Here is a 23978-nt window from a genome sequence, read left to right as displayed (position 1 = left end):
ATGGCACCACTGTGGCACCACATGCAAGGGAACAAGTGGCGCCTACTGGCACCACGCGACGCCAATCAGCGCCAGGATTGCGAAAGCGCAGGTCGGAGCACCGGCGGGAGCGGGAAAAAAATTCCCTGAGGAATTCCGTACGGCGATGTCGAGAACACGGGTCCCGCTCCGTCCCCGGGGTGAACGCGGCCACAATGGACCGCACCAGCACCGAGGAGACGCACCATGGCCAAGTACCTGCTGCTCAAGCACTACCGGGGCGCCCCGGCCGCCGTGAACGACGTGCCGATGGACCAGTGGACGCCCGAGGAGATCTCGGCGCACGTGCAGTACATGCGGGACTTCGCGGACCGTCTGGAGAAGACCGGCGAATTCGTCGACGGTCAGGCGCTCGCCCCCGAGGGCACCTTCGTCCGGTACGACGGTGAGGGCCGCCCTCCGGTCACGGACGGCCCGTTCGCCGAGACCAAGGACCTCATCGCCGGCTGGATGATCATCGACGTCGACAGCTACGAGCGCGCCGTCGAGCTGGCCGGTGAGCTGTCGGCCGCCCCCGGCGCGGGCGGGAAGCCGATCCACGAGTGGCTGGAGCTGCGCCCGTTCCTGGTCGAGCCGCCCACCGTCACGGAGTGACCCGGGAGATGGACGAGGTCCTGCTGAGGAGCCTCACGCCGAGCGTGCTCGGCATCCTCGTGCGCCGCGGAGCGGACTTCGCGGCGGCCGAGGACGCGGTCCAGGACGCCCTGACGGAGGCGGTCCGGGCCTGGCCGGACGACCCGCCGCGGGATCCGAAGGGCTGGCTGGTCGCCGTGTCCTGGCGGCGGTTCCTCGACGCGACCCGGTCGGACACGGCCCGCCGCCGGCGCGAGGACCGGGTGGACGAGGAGCCGGCGCCCGGCCCCGCGTCCTCGGTGGACGACACGCTTCAGCTCTACTTCCTGTGCGCCCACCCCTCGTTGACGCCGTCGTCGGCAGTCGCGCTCACCCTGCGCGCCGTCGGCGGGCTCACCACCCGTCAGATCGCCCGCGCCTACCTGGTGCCGGAGGCGACCATGGCGCAGCGCATCAGCCGCGCCAAACGCACCGTCTCCGGCGTGCGGTTCGACCGGCCCGGCGACGTGGCGACCGTGCTGCGGGTGCTCTACCTGGTGTTCAACGAGGGCTACTCGGGCGACGTCGACCTCGCCGCCGAGGCCATCCGGCTCACCCGGCAGCTCGCGGCCGCCGTCGACCATCCCGAGGTGGCGGGGCTGCTGGCGCTGATGCTGCTCCACCACGCGCGCCGCGCCGCGCGGACCGGGCCCGACGGCAGCCTTGTGCCGCTCGCCGAGCAGGACCGCGGCCGGTGGGACACCGCGTCGATCGCCGAGGGCGTGGCGATCCTCCAGGCGGCGCTGGCCCGCGACCGGCTGGGCGAGTTCCAGGCCCAGGCGGCCGTCGCCGCCCTGCACGCCGACGCGCCCACCGCCGAGGAGACGGACTGGGTGCAGATCGTGGAGTGGTACGACGAGTTGGCCCGCCTGACCGACAGCCCCGTGGTCCGGCTCAACCGCGCGGTGGCCGTCGGTGAGGCCGACGGTGCGCGGGCGGGTCTGGCGGCGCTCGCGGCGGTGGACTCCTCGCTGCCCCGGTACACGGCGGCGGCGGCGTACCTGCACGAGCGGGACGGCGACCCGGCGAAGGCGGCCCGGCTGTACGCCGAGGCGGCCCTCAAGGCCGACAACCTCGCCGAGCGCGACCACCTGACACGCCGTGCGGCCCGGCTCAACGCCACGCGCCCGCCGGGAAGTTAGCCCCGAGGGCGGCCGGCTACGACTCCGAGCGGGACGCCGGTCCGGCTCGACGCCCGCCCTCCTCGGGCTGGTTGGCGTCGGGGGCCCGGCCGCCGGGATGCCGCAGGGCGCAGAAGTACCCGATGGCGAGGACGACCGCCATGCCGTAGAAGACCCACTGGTTGGCCTCGGCGAAGTCGAGGCGTACGGCGGACATGGCGTCCCGTGTCGCGGTGGCGACGGGGCCGTCGCCGGTGGGTACGCGGGCGTCCGCGTTGCCCGTGACCGTCTCCGTGACCTGCCTGGCCACGGTGCGCTCGGTGTCCGGTGCCACGCCGCGCTCCCGCAGGGTCTGCTCGACGTTGTCGGTCATGGTGTGCGTCAGCATGGTGCCGAAGACGGCCAGGCCGACGCTGGCCGCGTAGTTGCGGACGGTCTGGGTGATGCCGGTGACCTCGCCGTACGAGGCGTCGATCGCGCGGTTGACGGCGTCCGTCGACGCGGGGGCCAGGACGAAGCCGATGCCCGCACCGGCCAGGGCGACGTACGGCCACTGGTCGTGCATCGAGAGGTCCGTCAGTTTCCCCGCCCACAGCGCGAAGCCGACGGCGCCGAGCGCGCACCCGATCCGCAGCGCCGGACGCGCCCCCCGCTTGTCGAGGATGCGGCCGCCCCACTGGGAGGCGATGGCGAACCCGGCGAAGAAGTACAGCAGGTACAGCGCGGCCTGGTTGGGCGAGGCGCTCAGCGAGACCTGGGCGTAGACCGAGGCGAAGAAGAACACCGGGACGAAGGCCAGCATCGCGAAGAAGAGCACCAGCGCGTCCACGGTGAAGGCGCGGTCGCGGAAGACGGCGAGGTTGACCAAGGGGCGGCCGGGGGCGCGGAGTTCGTAGCGGCAGAAGACGTACAGGATCGCCAGGCCGCCCACGATGCAGGCCCAGGTCGCCACGGAGTCCCAGCCCCACGCGGCCGCCTGCTGGAAGCCGAGCACGCTCAGGCCCATGCCGGCGACGATCAGCAGGGCGCCCTTCACGTCCAGGGTCTCCGCGCGGCGGCGGTCGGGGATGTGGGCCAGCACCGTCAGGATCAGCGCGATGATCGCGACGGGGACGTTGACCCAGAAGATCGCCCGCCAGGTCCAGGCCATCAGCCAGCCGCCGAGCAGCGGTCCCACGGCGGTGAGGGCGCCGGTGATGCCGAAGAAGAGGGCGAGCGCGCGCCCCCGGTGCTCCACCGGGAACACCGCGACGACCACGGCGAGCGCGGCCGGGAAGAGCAGCGCGGCGCCCAGGCCCTGGGTGGCCCGGAAGATGATCAGCCAGGTCAGCGCGTAGTCCCCGGAGGGCACGCAGCCGCACAGCACCGACGAGATGACGAAGATCAGGGTGCCCGCCACAACGACCCGGCGCGGACCCCACAGGTCGGCCAGCCGGCCGCCGAGGGCGAAGAACGCGGCCAGGGAGAGCAGGTAGGCGTTGATGACCCACTGCATGCCGGTGGAGGAGAGCCCGAGTTCGGAGACGATGTCGGGGGCCGCGATCGACACGATGGTCTGGTCGATGAAGGTCATCGCCACCGCGAACATCATCGCGGCCAGGGCCAGCGACTGGGAGGCGGCGCGACCGGCACCGAGCGCGTCCGGGTCCCGCTTCGTGTGCGTTCCGCTCACCCGGTCAGTCTGCGCCGGGCCTCCCGGCGGCGCATCCGGAGCCTTCGTTCCCTTGGTGGTCCTGGAGCCCCTGGTACCGCAGCAGCAGCATCGCCGCGTCGTCGTGGTGCGGTCCCGCCGCGTGCCGCACGAGGTCCTCGCGCAGGGCGTCCAGGGCGCGGTGCACGTCGGGGTCGTCCAGCAGGTGGGCGCGCTCGGCGAGCGGGTAGAAGCCGCCCCGCTCGTCCCGGGCCTCGGTGACGCCGTCGGTGTGGAGGAGCAGCTGGTCGCCGGGTCCGAAGGGCACCGGGAAGGGGTCCGGGCCGGGGCCGCCGTGTGCGGCCAGGCCCAGGGGGAGGGCGTAGGCGGGCGGCTGCGGGAAGTCGGCGGTGCCGTCGGCGCGGACGAGCATCGGCGCCGGGTGGCCGTAGTTGAGGAGGACGACCCGGTGGTCGTCGCCGATCTCGGCGAGTATCGCGGTCACGAACTTCTCGTCGTCCAGGTCGCGGGCGACGCTGCGTTCCAGCCGCTCGCCCAGCTCGACCAGGTCCCTCTCGTCGTACGCCGCCTCCCGGAAGGCGCCGAGGACGCGGGCAGCGGTCTCCACCGCGTCCAGCCCCTTGCCCTGCACGTCGCCGACGATCACCCGGACGCCGTGCGGCGAGGCGACCACCTCGTACAGGTCGCCGCCGATCCGGGCCTCGGCGAGCGCCGAGGTGTACGAGACGGCGGCCTGCAGCGGGCCCGCGGTCAGCGGTACCGGGCGCAGCAGGACCCGCTGGGCCACCTCCGCGATCGAGCGGACGCTGGCCAGTTCCGCCTCCCGGCGCGAGCGCATCACGGCCGCCGCGATACCGGCGCCGGTGACGCCGGCGACGGACGCCATGGCGGTGTAGCCGCGGGGCCGGTCGAGGAGGTCGTTGTAGGCGCCGAGGCCCACGCACAGGAGCAGCGCGACCAGCCCGATCACCGCCGTACGCCGCCAGCCGCCGACCAGCCCCGCGAAGGCCGGTCCCAGCGACACCAGTGGCAGGAACCCCACTCCGGGCCCGGCGGTGACGTCCACGACGGCGACGACGGCCATGGCGGCGAGGGGCATCCAGGCCAGCGCCGCGGAGGCGGACGACGGCATCTTCACGATCATGACTACTCCGGTGGCACGGCGCTCAAGAGCCGCCCTCTCCCTGTCCTCAGGCGCCCCTACCCAGTCTTTAGACTATGCAAAGGTCCTGCCGCACAGGACTGTCCCAGGGGGCCTTAACCAGATCGAGGCCGAGTGGCCTCCCCGCGGTTACGGCTGCTCACGCCGCCCGGGCCGGCCTCGGCAGCAGTCCCCCGTCGGCCGCGCCGCGCCGGCTCGCCACCGTCAGCGCGAGGGTCACCGTGAGCGAGCCCGCCGCCAGCACGGTCATCGCCGTCGCCGGGGAGGTGAACTGGGCGACCGTGCCGGCCAGCGTCGCGGAGACGCCCTGGAGGGTGAGCATCCCGGCGGAGTGCAGTCCGAGGACGTGCCCGGAGAGTTCGTCGGGGGTCAGGGCGACCAGGCGCTCCTGCTGCACCAGGCTCGCGCCGAAGCCCACGGAGGCCAGCGCGACCAGTGCGGCCGTCACCGGCAGCGGCGGGTGCAGGAACAGGGCGAGGTACGGCGCGGCCAGCAGCACCAGCAGCGGGACGCCGAGCCGCGGGCGCAGCCGGGCCGGGAGCAGCCGGCCGACCGTCACGTCCCCCGCGAGCATGCCCAGCGCGGCGCAGGCGAACAGCGTGCCGGCCGCGCGGGGGTCGTAGGAGACGTACAGCGACTCGCAGCCGACGACGAGGCCGTTGGGGATCCACAGGGCGAGCAGCACGTGGCGGCGCGGCCGGGCGGACCAGAGCAGGGCGTTGGCGCGCCAGGTGGCGCGTACCGAGGGGCGGCCGGTGGCGCGCGGCGGACGGCGGGTCAGCCGCAGCGCGAGGGCCGCCGCCGTGGCGTACAGACCGGCCGCGAGCAGCAGGCACAGGCGCGGGGACAGCAGGGCCACCAGGACGCCGCCGGCCGCGTATCCGGCGATCTGCACGACGCCGCTCATCATGTTGAAGAGCGAACGCCCCGTCAGGTAGCCGTCCTTGGTGAGGATCTCGGTCAGCAGGCCCCAGCGGACGCCGCCGCCGAGGGAGGCGATCAGTCCCTCGACGAGGACGATGGCGAGCATCGCCCAGACGGGCAGGCCGGGCAGCGCGAGGGCGGCGGTGGCGGCGGCGAAGACCAGGGAGAGCGCCGCCAGTGTGGTGCGCGGGGCGAGCCGGTCGGCGCCGGAGAGGAACAGGGTGGCGCCCAGCACCTGGGCCAGTGCCGGGCCGAACATGCTCACCGCGGACAGCAGCGGCGATCCCGTCGCACGGAACACCAGGGTGCCGAGCGCCAGTCCGCTCACCGTCTGGGCGGCGATGTTGGCCGAGGAGGAGAGGAAGAGGGGGCTGAACTCGGGGGTGCGGAAGAGGTCCGCGTAGCTCGTGCGGCGGTTGTCCGGCATGCGGGGGAGTCTGGGCCGCCGCGGTGACCGGCCGTTACTCTTTCGCGTCCGTGCGAAACGTCGGCGGCGGGAACAGTCGGTGGGAGGGGCCATATGGGCTGGTGGCAGATCAACGCCGACACCCTCGCGCGCAGCCGTTTCGTCGTCTCGCCCTTGGCCGAGACCTTCGCGTGCCTGAAGCTGCTGCACGCCGGGGCGGCCGCGCACCCGGGCGAACGGGCCTGGCTCGACGCCCGGCTGCCCGCGTACCGGCGCCGGCTGGCGGACGATCCCGTGACGGCGCTGCTGGTCCGTTCGGGCCTCGGCCGGGAGTGGATCGCCGACTTCCTCACGCCCACCCCGCGCGAGGGCGAGACCTTCGAGGAGGGCGTCGCACGCGTCCGGGCGACCCGCCCCGAGGTGGCCCGCGCCGATCTGGCCGTGTCCCTCGGGGGCGTGCTGCCCGCAGCCCTGGACCGGGACGACCTGCCCGAGCGCGCCGCCGCGCTGCTGGAGCACGTCTGGGCCGAGTCGGTACGGCCGGACTGGGAGCGGCGCCGTCGTGTCCTGGAGGCGGACGTCGTCGCGCGGACGGCGCGGGTCAGCCGGGGCGGCTGGGCGGCGGTGCTCGACGCGCTGCGGCCCGGCACCCGCTGGCTCGGCGACAGCCGCCTCCAGATCAACCTGAACCCGTACCCGCCGCGCGACCTGTCCGGGGCCGAGCTGGTCCTGGTGCCCGTCACCCCGCAGCGGCAGGGCTGGGTGGCGTGGGAGGAACCGGAGCGGTACGCGGTGGTCTACCCGTGCACGGGTGCCCTCGCGGACGACGGTGCGCGGACCGTCCCCGCGGCGCTCGGCGCGCTGCTCGGCCCGGCCCGCGCGGGTGTGCTGGTCCTGCTGGGCTCCCCGATGAGCACCAGCCAGCTGGTGGGGGTGACCGGACAGGCCCTCGGCTCGGTCGGCCGGCATCTGCGGGTGCTGCTGGACGCCGGCCTGGTGGAACGCCGCCGGGCGGGCCGGTCGGTGCTGTACTCACGGACGGCGGCCGGGGAGGTGCTGGTCGAGGCGGCGGCCGGGGACCTGCCCGCCGAGGCGGCGGCCGGGGATGCGCCGGTCGAGGCGGCGGCCGGGGAGGCACCCGCCGAGCCGGCAGCCGGGGACGCGCCCGCCGAGCCGCCAGCCGAAGAAGCGCCCGCCGAGCCGCCAGCCGAGGAAGCGCCCGCCGAGGAGGCACCCGCCGAGCCTCCAGCCGATGAAGCGCCCGCCGAGCCGGCAGCCGAAGAAGCAGCCGTCGGGACAGCCACCGGGTGAACACCCGCCGAGGCGGCCACCGGGAGGGTGGCCGGCGAGGCCGAAGGCGGGGTGGCGGCCGGAGGAGCTGTCACCCGGCGGGGCTAGCATCCGGGCATGACGACCTCAGAGAACGCGCGCAGCAGTGAAGGCCTTCCCCTCGACGTCGGGATCGACGCCCTCCAGGGCGGGTCCGCCGACCTCTCCCAGTACGCGGGCCGGGTCGTACTGGTGGTCAACGTGGCCTCCAAGTGCGGGCTGACCCCGCAGTACGCCGGCCTGGAGCGGCTGCACGAGCGGTACGCGGACCAGGGCTTCACCGTCCTCGGCGTGCCCTGCAACCAGTTCATGGGCCAGGAGCCCGGCAGCTCGGAGGAGATCGCCGAGTTCTGCTCGGCGACGTACGGCGTCACCTTCCCGATGACCGGGAAGGTCGACGTCAACGGCGACGACCGCCACCCGCTCTACGACCGCCTGACCGGCTTCGCCGACGCCGAGGGGCACAGCGGGGACATCCGCTGGAACTTCGAGAAGTTCCTGATCGGGCGGGACGGCAAGGTCGCCGCCCGGTTCGCCCCGCAGACCGAGCCGGAGGCGGCCGAGGTCGTGGCGGCTGTGGAGGCCCGGCTGGCGGACTGAGCGACCGCACACCGGAACGACCGACGGGCCGGTTGACCTTCCCCCTGGGTCAGGCCCGAGCGTCCTCGTCGCCGGGCGGAGAAGCCGTCCGGCGACGGAGGATGACGACGTGGACGACGCGCGCGACGACGGGTTGCTGACCATCGGGGCGTTCGCCGAGCGGGCCCGGCTGTCGGCCAAGGCCCTCAGGCTGTACGACCGGATGGGCCTGCTGGTGCCCGCCCGGGTGGACGAGGCCACCGGCTACCGCTACTACCGCGCCGGCCAGGCGGAACGTGCCCGGCTGGTGGCGCTGCTGCGCCAGTTGGACATGCCGCTCGCGCAGGTCGCGGAGGTGGTCCACGCGGACGGGCCCCGGGCCGCCGCCCTGCTCGACGCCTACTGGGCGGGCGTGGAGGCCCGGGTGGCCGGACAGCGCACGCTCACCGAGCACCTCCGTGGACGACTGTCGGGGAGGAGCTCCGAGATGTACGCGAGGTTCGAGGTCGAGACGGTGGACGTGCCCGAGCAGGTGGTGATCAGCGAAACCCGGCACACTCTGGCGGCGGAACTGCCGGCGTGGATCGGCGCTTCGCTGGGGCGGCTGGAGGAGGCGGCCCGCGGTTGCGGAGGGGTGACGGCGGCGCCGTACGTCGTCTACCACGCCGAGGTGTCCGTGGAGAGTGACGGCCCGGCGGAGTCGTGCGTCCCGGTGGCCGACGAGGCGGCGGCCCGGGCGTGGTGCGAGGAGCGCGGACGGGCCTGGCAGACGCGGGTGCGGGTGGAGCCGGCCGGGCGGCTGGCCTACACCCGGATCACCAAGGCGCAGGTCGCGCATCCGCAGATCCTGACCGCGTTCGAGGCGGTGGAGGCGTGGATCGCCGATCAGGGACTGACGGCGGCGGGACCGTGCCGCGAGGTGTACTTCGCCGACTGGGAGGCGGCGGGTCCCGAGGACCCGGTGTGCGACATCGCCTTCCCGGTGAGGTGAGGTGAGGTGAGGTGAGACAGAGCCCTCTCGGCAAGGTCGGCGAACTGGTCGAGAGGGCTCCGCCGTCGGTACTGCCGGGCGGTGCGTGGAGTCGTCCCTGGGGTGTTACTCCTTGACCGACCCCACGAACGCGTTCCACGCGTCGGCGGGGAAGGCGAGGACCGGGCCCTCCTGGACCTTGGAGTCACGGACGGCGAGCGCCGCCACGAGGGGTGACCGGACCTCGACGCACGCGCCGTTCCCTCCGGAGTAGGAGGACTTGGTCCACGATTCCTGGGCGCCCTGACGAATTGCCATGTCTGCTCCGATGGCGAGTTGCTGAGTGCGGTTTACGCCAATGACGTGTGATCTTTGGCGTGATCGACGCTACTCGCTGACCTCCCCGCACGGAGCAGCCATTCACCCGACCGGATGGCATATTCCAGGTGAGTCTTCCAGTACCGCCAGTCAGGGGTGTAACATTCGCCCCTTCTCAGCGTGCGTACTCCTTCGCCACGTCCTCGATGCGCTGGCGCGACTGCTCCACGTTGAGCGCCTGCGCCCGCAGATGCTCGTACATCACCGTGTACTTCTGCACATCCAGCGCCTTCTCCAGGTACAGGTCGCTGGTCACGCCCTCGATGTAGACCACGCTGGAGTCGGCCGCGTCGGCGAACTCCAGGATCGAGTACTGCCCGTTGATGCCGGGGTGCGCCCCGACGTCGAACGGCAGCACCTGCACGGTGATGTGCGGCAGCTGCGACATCTCGGCGACGTGCTCCAACTGCTCCCGCATCACATGCCTGCCGCCCACCACGCGGCGCAGGCTGGCCTCGTCCAGCACCACCCACAGCCGCAGCGGGTTGTTCTGGGCGGAGATGCGCTCCTGGCGCCGTATGCGGACCTGCACCCGTTTCTCGATGTCGGCGACCGACGTCTCCGGAAGGGCACCCTGGATGAGCGCCTCGGCGTACGCCCGGGTCTGCAACAGCCCGGTGATGATCTGCGGTTCATAGGTCCGCAGCGACTCCGCGTCGGTCTCCAGGCCGATGTAGACGCTGTACGGGATGTCCCCGAAGGCGTGCCACCAGCCCTGCTGGCGCGAGTCCTTGGCCATCTGCATCAGCGAGTCGACGATCCGCTGGTCCTCGACCTCGTACACCCCGCACAGGTCACGGACGTCGCGCTGGCTGATGCTGCGCCTGCCGTTCTCCAGGCGGCTGATCTTCGACTGCGAGACCAGCAGCCGCTCCGCCACCTCCTCGGCCGTCATGCCCTTGAGCTCGCGGAGCCTGCGCAGCTCCTGGCCCAGCCGACGCCGCCTTACGGTGGGATTGACACTCGACGCCACGGAACGTGCACCTCCGGCTGCGTGACTCATACTTGCCACTTTGCGTATCTGCTGCTGAGCAGACTGCCACCAAGGTGGTTTCTACCGCTGGCAAACGGTCCATATGCGCCGCGTACACGCCAGTTCGGGACGCCACCCGTACACATGGCCGCGCGGGGCGGCGGGCCGGGCCGCCGTCCGGGCATGCCGGACGTGCGGTCGGTCCCGCCGCCCCGCGCGGACCTGCGGCTCCCGTGACCGGGCTTGGGGACTGGCGGTGCGGCGGTGCGGTACTGCGTGTGCGTCACTGCGGTGCGGTGCGGCTCAGTGGGCCACCGCACGCGCCATGGATCCGTGGCGTGGTTGCGCCGGAACACCTCGGGCGGGTTCCGGAGCGGGCCTGCCACCGGGTCCGGCGGCCTGACGGCCGGCCGGGGCGGCCGGAGCGCGGCGTTGCTGCGCCCCCGCGCCGTTCTGTACGTCCATCACCGCGTGCGCCACCAGACCGCCCATGGGGTCGTGCCTGATGAGGTCCCGCAGGCGGGACCGCGACGAACGTCCTTCGTTGCCCGGGTAGAGGTGCTTGCCGAGACCGACCGCGTGGGCCAGCGCGGCGAGCGCCGCGGTCCGCGGGTCCGGCGGAACGCCGGTGCGGATCGCCGAGTCGAGCCGGGCCTTGATCTCCCTGCTGATCGCCGTGTCCGTCGCCTGATAGCGAGTCGTCGGCAGCACCCCGCACATCTGGCCCTCCACGGCATGCACCATGCCGCATCGCTCCAGATGCGAGAGGTAGGTCTGGCGCAGCCCCAGGCGGGGCCCGCCAATCCAGTTGACCGCCCGTACGGGAGCGCCACGCCTTCGCAGCAACTCCAACGCGCAGTCCAGTGTTGGATCTCCTGTCGGCCGTGGTGCCACCACGGCGATACGATCCCCGTCTGGGGCTATCCGTCCGGCCAGCGCCAGCTCGACCAGCTGCGCTCCGGCCAGACCCAGGTCGAGCGACTGCGGCTGTGCGGTGGTACCCGTGGTCGGGTCCAACGCCAGCAGCAGAAGCTCCTCCGGAAGTGTTCTGCGGCTCCTGCCCATCCATGCCTCCCCGCGTGGATGAGAGACAGGGTGACCCCTCTCACATTGGTCTGTCGAGGGTGCGTGACCTGTTTGTAGTGGAACCAGTAGGTATGTCGTTCTCGTCTTCCGCGTGGGTTCCCCCCGTACACAGGACACTGGTAAATGGTTTCGGTACGGGATCGGCAGCGCGCACGGCACGTGCGGCGCATGGAGGAGGCATCGGTGGCGGGCGAGTCCCCCGACAGGTCGAAGCAGCGCGAGTCGTCGGAAGAACCGACGTCGGGGAGCGCGGGTCCGGTTCCCGAAGCCAGGACCGAGGCGAGCGAGGCACGTGATCCGCGGCTGGCGGTGTCACGGGAGGACGCGAAGTCCTCGGCGTCCGCCGGGTCCGACGGCACGGAGCGCCGACGTGGGGGCGTCGACACGGCGACCCGGGTGCTGTCGGTCCGCGAGACGGAGACGGAAGCGGAGTCGGACGAGGCGGACACAGCGGACGAAGCGAGGTCCGCCGACGAGGAGCCGTCCGAGGAGGCCGAAGACTCCGGGACGTCCGGAACGTCCGAGACGGCCGCCGAGACGGAGTCCGCCGACGAGGGCGACGAGGGCGAAGCGTCCGACGCCTCCGAGGCCTCGGACGGCTCCGACGAAGCGGATACGCCGGAGAAGTCCGAGAAGCCGGATACGTCCGCTACGTCTGCCACGTCCGAGGAGGACGACGCCGGGGACGACTCCGGGGACGACTCCGGGGACGACGCCACCCCCAGCGACGGGCGCCTCCGGGACGCCGTGGCCGCCTGGGTGGCGACCGCGGACGAGCGGGCCGCCGCCAACGCGCGCCTGGAGGCCCCGGAGGGGGACGAGGGCACCGAGGGCGCCCAGAAGGACGCCGAGGCCCCCGAGGAGGCCCCGGAGGCCGACGAGAAGCCCTCCGACGCCCCCGCGGAAGACGCGCGTCCGGTCGACCAGCCCACCGCCGTGTTCCAGACGCGGCCCGCCAAGCCCCCTGTCGACCAGCCCACGACGATGCTGAAGCTGGGCGACGTCGCCCCGGCCGCCAAGAAGTCCGACAAGAACGCCAAGGACGCCGAGGGCGACAAGGCACGCAAAGCGGGCAGCAAAGACAAGGCAGACGAGGAAGGCAAGGGGAGCAAGGCCGACGAGCCGCGCGACGTCGAGCGGACCAGCAAGTTCGTGGCGCTGCGCCACCTCGACGACCCGGCGACGCGCAAGCCGCCTGGCGCCCCGAAGGCACCCGGCGAGCCTGCCGAGCCCACCGAGCAGCCGCGCGTTCCCCGCAACGCCCCCACCGCCGCCGTACCCCAGGTCGGTCCGGAGCGGACGACACAGCAGCCGCTGCCGCCGAAGCCGCCGCTGGACCTGCTGGCGGAGCTGACCAACACCCCGCCGCCCCCGGAGACCCCGCTGCGGACGACGGTGCGCCGGGTCAAGATCTGGACGCCGCTGGTCGTCCTGCTGCTGATCGTCTTCGCGGTGGCGCAGTCGATGCGCCCGCTGCCCGCGCCCACCCTGGACCTCACGGCCGAGGACAGCTTCACCTTCGAGGGCGGCAAGCCGCAGATCCCGTGGCCGTCCAGCGGGCAGGCCGCGCTCGACGTGCAGGGCATCGGGAGCTTCGGCTCGTCCGGCGACCAGAAGCCCGTACCGATCGCGAGCGTCGCCAAGGTCATGACCGCGTACGTCATCCTGCGCGAGCACCCGCTCAAGAGCGGCGCCGAAGGCCCGAAGATCAAGATCGACCAGGCCGCCGAGGACCAGTCGCAGGCGGGCCAGGAGTCGACGGTCAACGTGTTCGCGGGCGACTCGATCTCGCAGCGCGAGGCCCTCGAGAGCATCCTCATCGCGTCCGCGAACAACGTGGCGCGGCTGCTCGCCCGCTGGGACGCGGGGTCCGAGAAGGCGTTCGTCGAGAAGATGAACGCCGCCGCCGAGGACCTCGGCATGACCAACACCACGTACACCGACCCGTCGGGCCTGAACAACACCACCGTGAGCACCGCCGTGGACCAGGTGAAGCTGGCCAAGGCGGCGATGACGGAGCCCGCGTTCCGCGAGGTCGCGGCGATGATGTCCTACGACGACTACAAGGGCGTCAACCACTCCAACTGGAACCACCTGGTCGGCCACAACGACGTCGTCGGCATCAAGACCGGCACCACCACCTCCGCGCTCGGCAACCTCGTCTTCGCGGCCAAGAAGGACGTCGACGGCGAGACCCGGACCATCGTCGGTGCCGTGGTGCGGCAGCCGGCGGGCGGCGCGGACAACACCATCCTCGGTGCCGCGCTGGACTCCAGCGACAAGCTGATCCGGGCCGCGCAGGACACCTTGGAGTCGTCGACGATCGTGAAGAAGGGCAGCGTCGTCGGGTACGTCGACGACGGTCTCGGCGGCCGCACGCCGGTCATCGCCACGCAGGACGTCAAGGCGGTCGGCTGGGCGGGCCTGACCGTGAAACTGACGTTCAAGGCGGACGAGGTGCCGCACACGGCGAAGGCCGGGACGAAGGTCGGCACCCTCGCGGTCGGCGACGGCGGCAGCAGCGGCGCGGTGAAGGTGCCGGTCGCCCTCCAGGACGACCTCGCCGAGCCCGGCTTCACGGACAAGCTCACCCGCGTGGGCTGAGTCCACGGGCCCGCACGGGCCGGACCGACGCCCAACGCCCCCGTGGCCGACCGGCCGCGGGGGCGTTCGCGTGGGGCGCCGAAAGTGAGGAAGCCACGGTGCGGGCGTGCGTGCTAGCGTCACGAAACGGGGCAGGTCGCCGGTCGCCGGAACGGGACACGGCCCAAAGCAGAAGACGGGACACGGGGAGTGCCTTCAGGTGGCCACTGCGGAGCCGACACGCGCCGACGACGCCGATTCGGACCCGGGAGCCGGTCCGCGACCACGCGTACCCGCGCCGCGCGCGGAGGACGACGGCCGTGACCCCGGACACACGGACGCGCAAGGGCCCCACGAGGACCGCCCGCAGGCGCCGTCCCCGATGAACGCCGCCTTCCACGCCGTGCGCGAGCGCATGCTGCGCCACCCCGTGCTGTCCGTGACCGTCCTGGCCGGCATCCTCCACGTCGTCTGGTTCTTCACGTTCGCGAACAGCGGCGGCGATCTCGCGGCACAGGACGCGTGGTCGGAGTTCGTCGGCCGGCACCCGGACTCGGCGTACAACCTCGCCTGGTACGGCGGCATGCACCCGGTGTCGTACAGCGTGGTCTCGCCGTACCTGATGTCGGTGCTCGGCGTGCGGACCACGATGATGATCGCGGGCACGGTGTCGGCGGGCCTGCTGACGATGATCCTGATCCGCAGCCGCGTGGTGCGCAATCCGTTGTGGGCCTCGCTGGCGGGGCTGTTCGGGCTGCTGGGCAACGCCGCGTCGGGCCGGGTGACCTTCGGCCTGGGCATGATGTTCGGTCTCGGCGCGGTCGCCGCGGTCTTCTGCTGGCCCTACCGCTGGCGCTACGAGCGCTGGGCCAAGGGGCTGTGCGCGGCGCCGCTGGCCGCGCTGTCCACGATGGCGTCGCCGGTCTCGGGCCTGTTCGTGGGCCTGGTGGCGGTCGCGCTGTTCCTCCAGAAGCGGCGGCCGGGCGCCTGGTCGCTGGGGCTGGCCCCGGCGGCGGTCGTGGCGCTGTCGGCCTGGCTGTTCCCCTTCTCCGGCACCCAGCCGATGTCCTTCGGATCGGCGGCCCTGCCGGTCCTCTACGCGGGCCTGGTCTACGCGTTCGTGCCGCGCACCTGGACCACCGTGCGGATCACCTCGGCGGTCTACGGCCTGGCCGTGCTGCTGGTCTGGGTGATCAGCTCGCAGATCGGCTCCAACATCACGCGTCTGGCGATGCTCTTCGCCGGGGTGGCACTGGTGGCGGCGCTGCCGTTCACGGTGCCGAAGTCGCGCAAGTGGTACGCGCTGGTGGTCTCGCTCGTCGGCTTCGTGGTCTGGATCGGCTTCAAGTCGGCCGACGACGTCGTTCACACGACGCCGGCCGCCTCGTGGGCGCGGGAGTTGGCGCCGCTGGTCAACGAACTCCAGGAGGTCGGCGCCGAACGCGGCCGGGTCGAGGTCGTCCCGGCCCGCTCCCACCGTGAGGCCTCGGCGCTGGCGCCGTACGTGAACCTGGCCCGCGGCTGGAACCGTCAGGCCGACATGGAACGCAACCCCCTCTTCTACGACGACACGCTCAACTCGGCGAACTACCACGAGTGGCTGCAGCGCTGGGCGGTGCACTTCGTGGTGCTGCCGAAGGACGAGCCGGACGGGGACGGCGGCGAGCGGGAGCGGGAGCTGGTCCAGCGGGGCCTGCCGTTCCTGAAGCAGATCTGGGGCGACGCCAACTGGCAGCTCTTCCAGGTGACCAACCCGACCCCGCTGGCGGAGCCCAACGCGGAGGTCCAGCGCGCCGAGCAGGGCGAGTGGACGATCGACGTGAAGGAGCCGGGCCGGATCCTGGTCCGGGTGCCGTACTCGCCGTGGCTGAGCCTGGTGGACGCCGAGGGCAACAAGCTCCAGCCGCCGCAGGAGACGGAGAGCTCCAAGAACAGCCCCGAGGGCACGCCGAAGACGTACGACAACGTGAACGGCTGCGTGACGGAGACCGAGGAGACCGCCGAGGGCGACAAGTGGACGCTGCTGCTCGCCCCCGAGGCGGGCACGTACCGGCTGGCCGCGCCGTACGGACTTCAGCGGGGCACACCGTGCCCGGAGGAGCTGAGGTAAGCCTCTGGGGATGAACCTCTCGGCGTTCATGTAGGTGAACCGAGGTCAGTAAGCCGAACATTTTTACTCGCTCTTGACCTCCCTCTTCCTTGTCGTGCCCGCGTCGACGCAACCACGATGAGCGGGCACTTCGCGCCCTGCCTCGCCCCTACCCGCCCCTACCCCGCTCGTGCGAAGTGCCAACCAGCTGAGCGGAGTTCACAAGGCGGACCCCGGAAGGGGGCACATGAACGGTCTCGACTGGTCCGTGCTCATCGGCTACTTCGCCGTCATGGTGGCGATCGGCGTGTGGTCGCACAAACGCGTGGACGACGTGAGCGACTTCTTCACGGCCGGGGGCAAGATGCCCTGGTGGCTGTCCGGCATCTCGCACCACATGTCCGGCTACAGCGCGGTGATGTTCACCGGCTACGCCGGCATCGCCTACACCTACGGCGTCACCTCGTTCGTGACGTGGTCGTTCCCCATCGCGCTCGGCATCGCCATCGGCTCCAAGCTGTTCGCGCCGCGCATCAACCGGCTGCGCTCACGGCTGCACGTGGCCTCGCCGCTGGAGTACCTGAAGAACCGGTACAACCTGCCCACCCAGCAGGCGCTGGCCTGGTCCGGCATGCTGCTGAAGATCGTGGACGTGGCCGCGAAGTGGGCGGCCATCGCCACCCTGCTGTCCGTCTTCACCGGCATCAGCCTCAACCAGGGCATCCTGATCACCGGCGTCATCACGGGCATCTACTGCACGATCGGCGGCCTGTGGGCGGACGCGCTGACCGAGCTGGGCCAGTTCATCATCCAGTTGCTGGCCGGTGTGGCGATGTTCGTGGCCGTGGTGATGAAGCTGGGCGACTACGGCGGCTTCTTCGGCGTCTGGGACGAACCCGCCCTCCAGGGTCACGGAAAGCCGCTGGTCGGCCCGTACGGAACGGTGTTCCTGCTGGCCTTCCTCTTCATCAAGCTCTTCGAGTACAACGGCGGCATGCTCAACCAGGCCCAGCGCTACATGGCCACCCGCAACGCCCACGAGGCCACCCGGTCGGCGCGGCTGTCGGCGGTGCTCTGGCTGGTCTGGCCGCTGGTGCTGTTCTTCCCGATGTGGATGTCTCCGCTGCTGGTGGAGTCCCAGAAGCCGGACGGTTCCGACTCGTACGCGCTGATGACCGAGCAGTTGCTGCCGCACGGACTGCTCGGCCTGGTCATCGTCGGCTTCTTCTCGCACACCATGGCCATGTGCTCCTCGGACGCCAACGCCATCGCGGCCGTGTTCACCCGGGACGTGGCCCCCGTGCTGTCGTCGCGGGCGCGGGAGTGGGGGCAGCGCGCGGGACTGCTGGCGGCCCGGCTCACGACGGTGGTCTTCCTCGGGCTGTCGATGGCGGTGGCGACCCAGGTCGACTCGCCGACGTTCAAGGACATCATCACGGTCGTCATCAAGTGGGTCGCCGGGCTGATGGGCCCGATCGCGATCCCGATGATGCTCGGTCTGCTGCGGCCCTTCCGCCGCTCGGGACCGACCGCCGCGCTCACCAGCTGGGGGCTCGGGCTGCTCGCCTTCTGGCTGGTCAACTACCCGATCAGCTGGAACGTGGACGGCGGGGTGCCGCTGGAGTACCAGGTCTCCATCCCGCTGGCGGTCTCGCTGGTCCTGTACATCGTGATCGGCTACCTGAAGCCGGAGGACACCCCGGAGCGGATGGCGATCATCGAGCGCGTCAACACCGACGACGACGGCGACGTGTCCGGCGCGACGGCCGCGATCCCCACACCGGCGCCCGGCGTGGGCGACGCGAAGACGGGCAGCAAGGTGGGCGACTAGCCCGGCGCGAAAGTCTCCGTCTCCGGCCGGTACCCGCGACGACGGGCGCCGGCCGGAGGCGTCGGGCTCAGTGCACTTCCTGGATACGGATCTGGTTGCCGGCCGGGTCGCGGAAGGCGCAGTCCCGGATGCCGTACGGCTGCTCGGTCGGCTCCTGGACGATCTCGGCGTTCCCGGCGCGCAGCTTCTCGAAGGTGCCGTCGAGGTCTTTGGTGGCGAGCAGCAGCCACCCGTAGGTGCCCTTGGCCATCATCTCGGCGATGGTCCGGCGCTCGGCCTCGGTGATGCCGGGGTCGGCGGCGGGCGGCGCCAGCAGCAGCGAGATGTCCGGCTGCCCGGCGGGCCCGACGGTGATCCAGCGCATCGCGCCCTGCCCCACGTCCTGCCGGACCTCGAACCCGAGCACGTCGCGGTAGAACACCAGCGACGCGTCCGGGTCGTCGTGCGGGAGGACGGTGGTGTGAATGCTGATACCCATGCGGCCACGCTAGCGGGGTGGGGGGCGGTGTGCCCTGGGGACGGCGATCGCGACGAGCGTGGAGGGCGACCCACCCGGTCCGCTACCGAAAGTGTGTGCGCATGCTGTCTGTTCGGCGGAAGCCGGGGCATACGGGAGCTCACAGAAGCCGGACCCGAGGTGGGGAGAGAGCGATGACCAACTTCAGCAACAGCGCGTCGGCCGCAGGCTCGCGTACCAACGGACTTGCCGTCGCCGGGCTCGCGTGCGGCGTCGTCGGCATCTTCATCCTGAACATCGTGCTCGGCCCGCTGGCCATCGTCTTCGGTGCCGTCGGCCTGCGGCAGGCCGGGGCGAAGGGCGGCGCCGGCATGGCGAAGGCCGCCATCGCGCTCGGCATCGTCGACGTACTGCTCTTCGTCGTGCTGATGATCGTGGCCGCGTCGAGCGGCGGCTTCAGCTGGTACGTGGGCGGCTGACGCCCGAACCAGCCGGCCGAGGGCTCCGCGCAGGTCTGTCTACCGCGCGGGGCCCTTCGCGTTTCTAGGCACGCGGATAGCGGGCCAGCCAGCCCGGGGACGAGCCCGCCGGGCCGTGCAGGGCCGGGCCCTGGGTCATCTCCATGGCGAAGTCGTCGGCGAGTTCGAGGAGCGTGGCCCGGCCCTCCAGCTCGGCCAGCCAGGCCGGGGGGAGGGCCGTCTCGCCGTGCAGCGCGCCGAGCAGGCCGCCGGTGAGGGCGCCGGTCGCGGCGGAGGGGCCGTCGTGGTTCACGGCGAGCCGCAGTCCGTGCCGTACGTCCTCGCCGACCAGGGCGCAGTACACCGCGGCGGCGACGAGGCCCTCCGCCGTGCCCTCGCCGATCAGCTCGGTGACCCGCGCCGGGGTCGGCAGCCCCTGCCGTACCGCGCCCAGCGCGTGCTGGAGCGCCTCGGTCACGGGCGGGTGCCCCGGCCGGGCGACGAGCAGCGCGAGCGCGCGCTGGACCGCAGCGTCCAGACTCTCCCCGCGCGCCAGCCCGTGCACGATCACGGCGTACGCGCCCGCCGCGAGGTACCCGGTGGGGTGGCCGTGGGTCTGTGCCGCGCACTCCACGGCGAGCTGCGCGACCAGCTGCGGCTCCCAGCCGACGAGCAGGCCGAAGGGCGCCGACCGGGCGGCCGCCTCGGCTCCGCGCTCGCCGGGGTTCTTGGGCGCCTCCGGCGTCCCCATCGTCTCGTCCCCGAGCCCGAGCAGCAGCGCCTTGGGTGCGTCCCGGCGGACGTACAGCCACTCCTCGTGGGCCAGCCACCCGTCGTCCTTGCGCCGCAGGTCGGGCCCCCAGTCGCGCTGGGTCGCGGCCCAGCGCCGGTAGGCCCGGTGCAGGTCGGTCGGCGGGTGCCAGGCGCCGGTGTCCCGCCGTACCTGGGCCCGTATCAGCCCGTCCACGGAGAACAGGCTGAGCTGGGTGAGGTGGGTGACCGCGCCGCGCCTGCCGTAGGCCGGGGCCAGGTCGGTGAGGCCCTCCGCGCCGTGCTCCTCCCGGATCCCGTCGAGGTCCAGCCCGTCGACGGGCGCGCCGAACGCGTCCCCGACGGCCACACCGAGCAGCGTCCCGCGCACCCGGCTGCGGAAGTCCTGCTGCTCGGCACGCCCCCAGACGGCACCGGCTGTCGCGCCCACCCGGACCTCCCCTCGGCATCGACATGGTCCGTACGTACGACGCCCAGCACTTTATTCGAAGGTGGACGGTCGCTTCAGGGGCGGAACGGTGTGGAAACGTTCACGTCATGGCACGGGGCGGACGGCCGCGGTGATCCGCCGCGCTTCTGCCAGAACGTCGGCGTCGACCTGGGCCGGTGTCCCGTCGCCGAGTCCGAGGTAGTCGTACTCGTCGTCCAGCTCAGCGAGACGTTCGGTCAACGGCAGGTCGTGTCCGAAGCGCTGGTGGATCCGGAAGGCCAGTTCGCGCGGTGTCAGCTCGCCGGCCAGCGTGCGGGTGGCAAGGGCTCGTACGCCGGCCTCCTGTGCGGCACGGCTGCCCGCCGGGTGGAGGACGAGACCCAGTTCCTCGAGTGCGGGAGGAAGAAGATCGTGGACGTCGTAGTCCGCCTCCGCGCGTGTGCAGGCGGCCAGTATGCGCAGGGCGGGGCTGTCGAGACCGGCGACGAGCGCATCACAGGCGCTGGAGACGACATCGGCCGCACCGGCCTCGCGCGTCCTCCACAGGGCTGCTTGGTCCTGCAAGGCGAGTGCTGCTGCTTCGGCCGACGTCATTCGTCCATGATTCCGTCCTGAGTCTTCATGGGTCGAGCCGGATTCTGCGCTGGAAGGGCCAGTTGGGCCGGGCGTAAGCCTCGGCCCGACCAGGTTGTGGGTACGCGGGACCCGGCCGGACGCGACCGGTGGCCGAATTCCGGAACACGTCACCCAGCGTGGTCGTCCGTCCCTACTCTGTCCGGTGACGAACTCGACACTGAGGGTGACCGTTCGGGAGGGGAAGACATGGAGGACGAGGAGTCCGAGGCCGTACTCAGGACGGTCGGGCGGCAGGTCAAGATGTGGCGCGAGGCCGCCGGGATGACTCAGCCGGAGCTGGGCGCCGCGATCGGGTACGGCGAGGACCTGGTCTCGTCGGTCGAACGCGGGCGGCGCATCCCCAAGCCGGACTTCCTGGACAACGCCGACGACGTCCTCGGCGCGGGCGGCAAGCTCGCCTCGATGAAGGAGGACGTGGAGAAGGCCCGGTACCCGAAGAAGGTGCGGGATCTGGCCAGGCTGGAGGACGAGGCGGTCGAGTTGGGTGCGTATGCCAGCCTTCAGATTCATGGGCTCCTCCAAACGCCGGAATACGCACAGGCCCTGTACGAGACCCAGCAACCCGCCTACGCGGAGGAAGAGATCGAACGTCACGTCGCCGCCCGTATGGCACGGAAGGCCGTTTTCGATCGGGTACCGAGGCCGATGATCACCTTCGTACAGGAGGAGGTGGCGCTGCGCCGGCCCGTCGGCGGCAGGGCGGTACTGCGTCGACAGCTAGAACATCTGCTGGAGATCGGCAAGTTGCGGCACGTCGAGATCCAGGTCATGCCGACCGATCGTGAAGACCACACGGGCCTGAGCGGTTCGTTCCGAGTGCTGAAGCTCCGGAACGGCAGCACAGTCGGTTACACGGCGGCCCAATTGCACAGCCGGGTCGTGAGCAACCCCAAGGACGTGCAGACCTTGGAGATGCGCTATGGAAGGATCCGGGCACAGGCGCTCTCGCCCCGTGAGTCGCGGGACTTCATCGAAAAGGTATGGGGAGAACAGACATGACCTCTGCGCTGAAGTGGTTCAAGAGCAGCTACAGCGGCAGCGACGAGCCCGACTGCGTCGAGATCGCGATACCCCCGACCACCCCCACCATCCACGTCCGCGACTCCAAGAACCCCACCGCCGCCAACCTCACCTTCACCGGCGCCTCCTGGACCGCGTTCGTGCACACCGTCACGACGGCCACCCGACGGGCCTAGTTCATGATCCGTTAGCGGCGCGACCGTCCGGGCGTTGAACGATCCCGGCCATGACGAACAACAAGACACGTGTCAGCCTGGCCTGCGTCCTGTCGGCCGCCGCGCTCCTCGCCGGTGTCGCCGCCCCGGCCGCAACGGCCGCGCCCGCAGCGCACCAGACGCACGCCGGTCACTCGGCGCGGCAGATACCGTTCACCGCCGCCGAGGTGACCGCGCGGGACGACGGCACGTACGAGATCGCCTGGAGGGCGCCGGGGGTCCGCGAGGTCGCCGTCCGGGCGAACGGCCGTACCGTCGCCGTGGGCGGCGCCACCGGCAAGGTCACCGTGCGGGGGCTGCCCGCCGCCGACCGGCAGTGGTTCGACCTGGTTCCGGACCGGGGCCAGCGGCTGCGGCTTGCCGACCGGCTGATCCGGCTGGAGGGCACGGTCAACTTCCGCGACGCGGGCGGCTACCGCACCGGCGACGGGCAGTGGGTGCGGATGGGCGCGGTGTACCGCACCGACTCCCTCGACAAGCTCACCGACGCCGACCTGGCGAAGCTGAAGCGGCTCGGCATCCGCGTCGACTACGACCTGCGCACCGCCTCCGAGCGCACCTCCGCCCCGGACCGCCTCCCCAAGGGCGTGCGGTACGTCGTGGCGGACGTACTCGGCGCCGACTCCCCCGTGTTCTCCATGCCGGAGACGGCCGCCGAGGCCGAGCAGATGATGATCGACGGTGAGAAGGCGATGGTCAGCGGGGAGAGCGCGAAGGGCGCGTACTCCACCGTGTTCGCCGGGCTGGTCCGGGACGCCGACGGCACCCTCTACCACTGCACCGCGGGCAAGGACCGCACCGGCTGGGCGAGCGCCGCCCTGCTCACCGCGCTCGGCGTGCCGCGCGAGACGGTCATGGCGGACTACCTCGCCTCCAACGACTACCGCGCCGAGGCCAACGCCGCCGCCCTGGCCGCCATGCCCGCCGAGCAGGCCGCGGTCTACAAGCCGATGCTCGACGTGCGCGCCTCCTACTTGAACTCCGGTTTCGCCGAAGTCGAGGACGCCTACGGCTCGTTCGCCGGGTACGAGAAGAAGGCCCTGGGTATGGACGCGCGCGAGCTGCGCCGGCTCAAGGCGGACCTCCTGGTCGGCTGAGCACGAGCGGCATGGGGAAGGGTGGGGCCATGACCATCACCAGACACCCCCGACCCCTGGGCCTCGCGGCCACCGTCCTCACCGGCGTCCTCGCCCTCTACATCGCCCTCGTCGCGTTCGGCAACATCACCGACTTCGGGACGAACCGGGACTTCGTGCGTCACGTCCTCGCGATGGACACCACGTTCAAGGACGACGACCTGATGTGGCGGGCGATCACCAGCAAGGGTCTCCAGGACGCGGCGTACGTCGCGATCATCGCGTGGGAGACCGTGGCCGCCCTCGTGCTGATCGGCGCGACCTGGCTGTGGATACGCCGGAACGACGCCACCGCGCGGCGGCTGACCACGTACGGCACCCTCATGCTGATGCTGCTCTTCGGGGCCGGGTTCATCGGGATCGGCGGTGAGTGGTTCGCCATGTGGCAGTCGGCGGACTGGAACGGGCTGGACGCGGCACTGCGGGTGTTCCTGATCAGCGCCGTCGTACTGGTCGTCGCGCACCTGCCCTCCGGTGGCGGCGAGGCTAGCCGACGACCGTGACCTTCGTGCCGGTCGTCGCGAAGCCCCAGACGGCCGTCCCGTCGGCCTTGTGGAGCCGTATGCCGCCCGTCTTCGCGCCGGAGGCGGGCGGGGGCGGCGAGGAGCCGTCGACGGCGTTGGAGAAGGCGACCGAGACGCCGTCCTCCTGGGCGAAATAGACGATCTGCTCGATCTCCACCCCGTCGGAGCCGGTCGTGGCACCCTCGACTCGGCTGCTGACGGTGTAGGTGCCCGGATCGGGGTCGACCGTGCCGGGCCACACCGTGAACGTCCGCCGGGTGGCGTCGCTGGCGTCGACCAGCCAGACCCGCTTCTGGTCGACCGAGTACACGACCCGTCGCCCGGTGCCGGAGCCGTCCGGCACCCGGGCCGGCGCGGTCTCCTTCGGCGCCGGGTCCTGGCCCGCGGACGCCGTGGGAGCCGGCTTGGTCGCCGCGGCGGTGGGATGGGGCCCCTGGTCCGCCTGCACGGCCAGGAAGGTCACCGCCGCGATCGCGCCCACGGTCAGACCGGAGACCCACGCCCATGAGGGAAGTCGGGCAGGCACGGGCACGCATCTCCTCAGCGATCATCTACGGGACCCCGGCACACCTGGGGCCAGATCATCGTACTGCGCGCC

22 protein-coding genes and 1 pseudogene are annotated in these 23978 nt (G+C 71.8%); 13 read left to right on the top strand and 10 right to left on the bottom strand.

Going from position 1 to position 23978, the window contains the following annotated elements; translation table 11 throughout:
* Positions 1-225 precede the first annotated feature (225 nt).
* Positions 226-633, top strand: a complete 408-nt coding sequence (locus tag ACGF3J_RS13165; RefSeq protein WP_161329575.1) for a YciI family protein — start codon at positions 226-228, stop codon at positions 631-633.
* An 8-nt stretch (positions 634-641) separates the two neighbouring features.
* Positions 642-1793: an RNA polymerase sigma factor gene (locus tag ACGF3J_RS13160; protein WP_161329599.1), complete on the top strand. Its 1152-nt coding sequence runs from the start codon at positions 642-644 to the stop codon at positions 1791-1793.
* A gap of 16 nt (positions 1794-1809) precedes the next feature.
* Here the strand turns inward: ACGF3J_RS13160 and ACGF3J_RS13155 are convergent, their stop codons facing one another.
* The 3 genes from ACGF3J_RS13155 to ACGF3J_RS13145 form a co-directional block, all read right to left on the bottom strand.
* Entirely contained in the window at positions 1810-3363 is a 1554-nt protein-coding gene (locus ACGF3J_RS13155) for an MFS transporter (RefSeq protein WP_161329597.1), read from the bottom strand.
* An 85-nt stretch (positions 3364-3448) separates the two neighbouring features.
* Complete coding sequence (locus tag ACGF3J_RS13150) at positions 3449-4567, bottom strand: PP2C family protein-serine/threonine phosphatase (RefSeq protein WP_237552590.1); 1119 nt, start codon at positions 4565-4567, stop codon at positions 3449-3451.
* Between the two features lie 157 nt (positions 4568-4724).
* Entirely contained in the window at positions 4725-5936 is a 1212-nt protein-coding gene (locus ACGF3J_RS13145; protein WP_161329574.1) for an MFS transporter, read from the bottom strand.
* 93 nt (positions 5937-6029) lie between these two features.
* Between ACGF3J_RS13145 and ACGF3J_RS13140 the strand changes: the two are divergent.
* The 3 genes and pseudogenes from ACGF3J_RS13140 to ACGF3J_RS13130 all read left to right on the top strand — a co-directional run.
* Positions 6030-6992 (top strand): annotated as a pseudogene (locus ACGF3J_RS13140) (ArsR family transcriptional regulator); the annotation flags it as partial.
* 330 nt (positions 6993-7322) lie between these two features.
* Complete coding sequence (locus ACGF3J_RS13135) at positions 7323-7844, top strand: glutathione peroxidase (protein WP_161329573.1); 522 nt, start codon at positions 7323-7325, stop codon at positions 7842-7844.
* 109 nt (positions 7845-7953) lie between these two features.
* Positions 7954-8814 carry a MerR family transcriptional regulator gene (locus ACGF3J_RS13130; RefSeq protein WP_161329572.1) on the top strand — a complete coding sequence of 287 codons (861 nt, stop codon included), beginning with the start codon at positions 7954-7956 and terminating at the stop codon, positions 8812-8814.
* A 105-nt stretch (positions 8815-8919) separates the two neighbouring features.
* Here ACGF3J_RS13130 and ACGF3J_RS13125 read toward each other — a convergent pair whose 3' ends face one another.
* The 3 genes from ACGF3J_RS13125 to ACGF3J_RS13115 all read right to left on the bottom strand — a co-directional run bounded on the left by ACGF3J_RS13125 (position 8920) and on the right by ACGF3J_RS13115 (position 11209).
* The gene (locus ACGF3J_RS13125; RefSeq protein WP_122619709.1) at positions 8920-9111 is read right to left on the bottom strand and encodes a DUF397 domain-containing protein; all 192 of its coding nucleotides are present in this window, start codon (positions 9109-9111) and stop codon (positions 8920-8922) included.
* Positions 9112-9286: 175 nt separating this feature from the next.
* Positions 9287-10144: a helix-turn-helix transcriptional regulator gene (locus tag ACGF3J_RS13120; protein ID WP_161329571.1), complete on the bottom strand. Its 858-nt coding sequence runs from the start codon at positions 10142-10144 to the stop codon at positions 9287-9289.
* 303 nt (positions 10145-10447) lie between these two features.
* Positions 10448-11209: a GPP34 family phosphoprotein gene (locus tag ACGF3J_RS13115; protein WP_161329570.1), complete on the bottom strand. Its 762-nt coding sequence runs from the start codon at positions 11207-11209 to the stop codon at positions 10448-10450.
* A 144-nt stretch (positions 11210-11353) separates the two neighbouring features.
* On the opposite strand from ACGF3J_RS13115, the gene ACGF3J_RS13110 reads away from it, so the two are divergent.
* From ACGF3J_RS13110 to ACGF3J_RS13100, 3 genes are all read left to right on the top strand, one after another.
* Positions 11354-13834, top strand: coding sequence for a D-alanyl-D-alanine carboxypeptidase (locus ACGF3J_RS13110; protein WP_202558329.1), 2481 nt, complete (start codon positions 11354-11356; stop codon positions 13832-13834).
* Between the two features lie 199 nt (positions 13835-14033).
* On the top strand, positions 14034-15923 hold the full coding sequence (locus ACGF3J_RS13105) for an MFS transporter (protein ID WP_161329568.1): 1890 nt from the start codon (positions 14034-14036) through the stop codon (positions 15921-15923).
* 226 nt (positions 15924-16149) lie between these two features.
* The gene (locus ACGF3J_RS13100) at positions 16150-17733 is read left to right on the top strand and encodes a sodium:solute symporter family protein (RefSeq protein WP_161329567.1); all 1584 of its coding nucleotides are present in this window, start codon (positions 16150-16152) and stop codon (positions 17731-17733) included.
* Positions 17734-17800: 67 nt separating this feature from the next.
* Here ACGF3J_RS13100 and ACGF3J_RS13095 read toward each other — a convergent pair whose 3' ends face one another.
* Positions 17801-18211 (bottom strand): VOC family protein, encoded by a 411-nt coding sequence (locus ACGF3J_RS13095; RefSeq protein WP_161329566.1) that lies wholly within the window; start codon positions 18209-18211, stop codon positions 17801-17803.
* A gap of 173 nt (positions 18212-18384) precedes the next feature.
* On the opposite strand from ACGF3J_RS13095, the gene ACGF3J_RS13090 reads away from it, so the two are divergent.
* Complete coding sequence (locus ACGF3J_RS13090; protein WP_161329565.1) at positions 18385-18669, top strand: DUF4190 domain-containing protein; 285 nt, start codon at positions 18385-18387, stop codon at positions 18667-18669.
* Between the two features lie 64 nt (positions 18670-18733).
* Here ACGF3J_RS13090 and ACGF3J_RS13085 read toward each other — a convergent pair whose 3' ends face one another.
* The gene (locus ACGF3J_RS13085) at positions 18734-19849 is read right to left on the bottom strand and encodes an ADP-ribosylglycohydrolase family protein (RefSeq protein ID WP_161329564.1); all 1116 of its coding nucleotides are present in this window, start codon (positions 19847-19849) and stop codon (positions 18734-18736) included.
* 105 nt (positions 19850-19954) lie between these two features.
* Positions 19955-20443, bottom strand: a complete 489-nt coding sequence (locus ACGF3J_RS13080; RefSeq protein ID WP_161329563.1) for a hypothetical protein — start codon at positions 20441-20443, stop codon at positions 19955-19957.
* A gap of 228 nt (positions 20444-20671) precedes the next feature.
* Here ACGF3J_RS13080 and ACGF3J_RS13075 point away from each other — a divergent pair, with 228 nt between their 5' ends.
* From ACGF3J_RS13075 to ACGF3J_RS13060, 4 genes are read left to right on the top strand one after another with little or no spacing between them, the layout of a single operon-like run.
* A complete protein-coding gene (locus tag ACGF3J_RS13075) occupies positions 20672-21484 on the top strand; it encodes a helix-turn-helix transcriptional regulator (protein ID WP_161329562.1) in 813 nt (270 codons plus the stop codon).
* Entirely contained in the window at positions 21481-21681 is a 201-nt protein-coding gene (locus ACGF3J_RS13070; RefSeq protein ID WP_161329561.1) for a DUF397 domain-containing protein, read from the top strand. The genes ACGF3J_RS13075 and ACGF3J_RS13070 overlap by 4 nt, the downstream gene beginning before the upstream one ends.
* Positions 21682-21731: 50 nt before the next feature.
* Positions 21732-22817 (top strand): tyrosine-protein phosphatase, encoded by a 1086-nt coding sequence (locus ACGF3J_RS13065; protein ID WP_161329560.1) that lies wholly within the window; start codon positions 21732-21734, stop codon positions 22815-22817.
* A gap of 29 nt (positions 22818-22846) precedes the next feature.
* Complete coding sequence (locus tag ACGF3J_RS13060; protein WP_161329559.1) at positions 22847-23359, top strand: DUF2165 domain-containing protein; 513 nt, start codon at positions 22847-22849, stop codon at positions 23357-23359.
* Here ACGF3J_RS13060 and ACGF3J_RS13055 read toward each other — a convergent pair.
* Complete coding sequence (locus ACGF3J_RS13055; RefSeq protein ID WP_161329558.1) at positions 23343-23906, bottom strand: hypothetical protein; 564 nt, start codon at positions 23904-23906, stop codon at positions 23343-23345. The genes ACGF3J_RS13060 and ACGF3J_RS13055 overlap by 17 nt on opposite strands.
* Positions 23907-23978: the final 72 nt, after the last annotated feature.

The organism is Streptomyces sp. NPDC048171, assembly GCF_043202655.1.
GTDB lineage: Bacteria > Actinomycetota > Actinomycetes > Streptomycetales > Streptomycetaceae > Streptomyces.
The sequence above is the reverse complement of the archived record's forward strand: the minus strand, read 5'-3'. Positions and strand labels throughout refer to the sequence as shown.

Excerpts from the sequence above, each read along its gene's own strand:
- ACGF3J_RS13165 (WP_161329575.1), top strand. The coding sequence starts at position 226 with ATGGCCAAGTACCTGCTGCTCAAGCACTACCGGGGCGCCCCGGCCGCC.
- ACGF3J_RS13160 (WP_161329599.1), top strand. The coding sequence starts at position 642 with ATGGACGAGGTCCTGCTGAGGAGCCTCACGCCGAGCGTGCTCGGCATC.
- ACGF3J_RS13155 (WP_161329597.1), bottom strand. The coding sequence starts at position 3,363 with ATGATGTTCGCGGTGGCGATGACCTTCATCGACCAGACCATCGTGTCG.
- ACGF3J_RS13150 (WP_237552590.1), bottom strand. The coding sequence starts at position 4,567 with ATGATCGTGAAGATGCCGTCGTCCGCCTCCGCGGCGCTGGCCTGGATG.
- ACGF3J_RS13145 (WP_161329574.1), bottom strand. The coding sequence starts at position 5,936 with ATGCCGGACAACCGCCGCACGAGCTACGCGGACCTCTTCCGCACCCCC.
- ACGF3J_RS13135 (WP_161329573.1), top strand. The coding sequence starts at position 7,323 with ATGACGACCTCAGAGAACGCGCGCAGCAGTGAAGGCCTTCCCCTCGAC.
- ACGF3J_RS13125 (WP_122619709.1), bottom strand. The coding sequence starts at position 9,111 with ATGGCAATTCGTCAGGGCGCCCAGGAATCGTGGACCAAGTCCTCCTAC.
- ACGF3J_RS13115 (WP_161329570.1), bottom strand. The coding sequence starts at position 11,209 with ATGGGCAGGAGCCGCAGAACACTTCCGGAGGAGCTTCTGCTGCTGGCG.
- ACGF3J_RS13110 (WP_202558329.1), top strand. The coding sequence starts at position 11,354 with ATGGTTTCGGTACGGGATCGGCAGCGCGCACGGCACGTGCGGCGCATG.
- ACGF3J_RS13100 (WP_161329567.1), top strand. The coding sequence starts at position 16,150 with ATGAACGGTCTCGACTGGTCCGTGCTCATCGGCTACTTCGCCGTCATG.
- ACGF3J_RS13095 (WP_161329566.1), bottom strand. The coding sequence starts at position 18,211 with ATGGGTATCAGCATTCACACCACCGTCCTCCCGCACGACGACCCGGAC.
- ACGF3J_RS13090 (WP_161329565.1), top strand. The coding sequence starts at position 18,385 with ATGACCAACTTCAGCAACAGCGCGTCGGCCGCAGGCTCGCGTACCAAC.
- ACGF3J_RS13080 (WP_161329563.1), bottom strand. The coding sequence starts at position 20,443 with ATGACGTCGGCCGAAGCAGCAGCACTCGCCTTGCAGGACCAAGCAGCC.
- ACGF3J_RS13075 (WP_161329562.1), top strand. The coding sequence starts at position 20,672 with ATGGAGGACGAGGAGTCCGAGGCCGTACTCAGGACGGTCGGGCGGCAG.
- ACGF3J_RS13070 (WP_161329561.1), top strand. The coding sequence starts at position 21,481 with ATGACCTCTGCGCTGAAGTGGTTCAAGAGCAGCTACAGCGGCAGCGAC.
- ACGF3J_RS13065 (WP_161329560.1), top strand. The coding sequence starts at position 21,732 with ATGACGAACAACAAGACACGTGTCAGCCTGGCCTGCGTCCTGTCGGCC.
- ACGF3J_RS13060 (WP_161329559.1), top strand. The coding sequence starts at position 22,847 with ATGACCATCACCAGACACCCCCGACCCCTGGGCCTCGCGGCCACCGTC.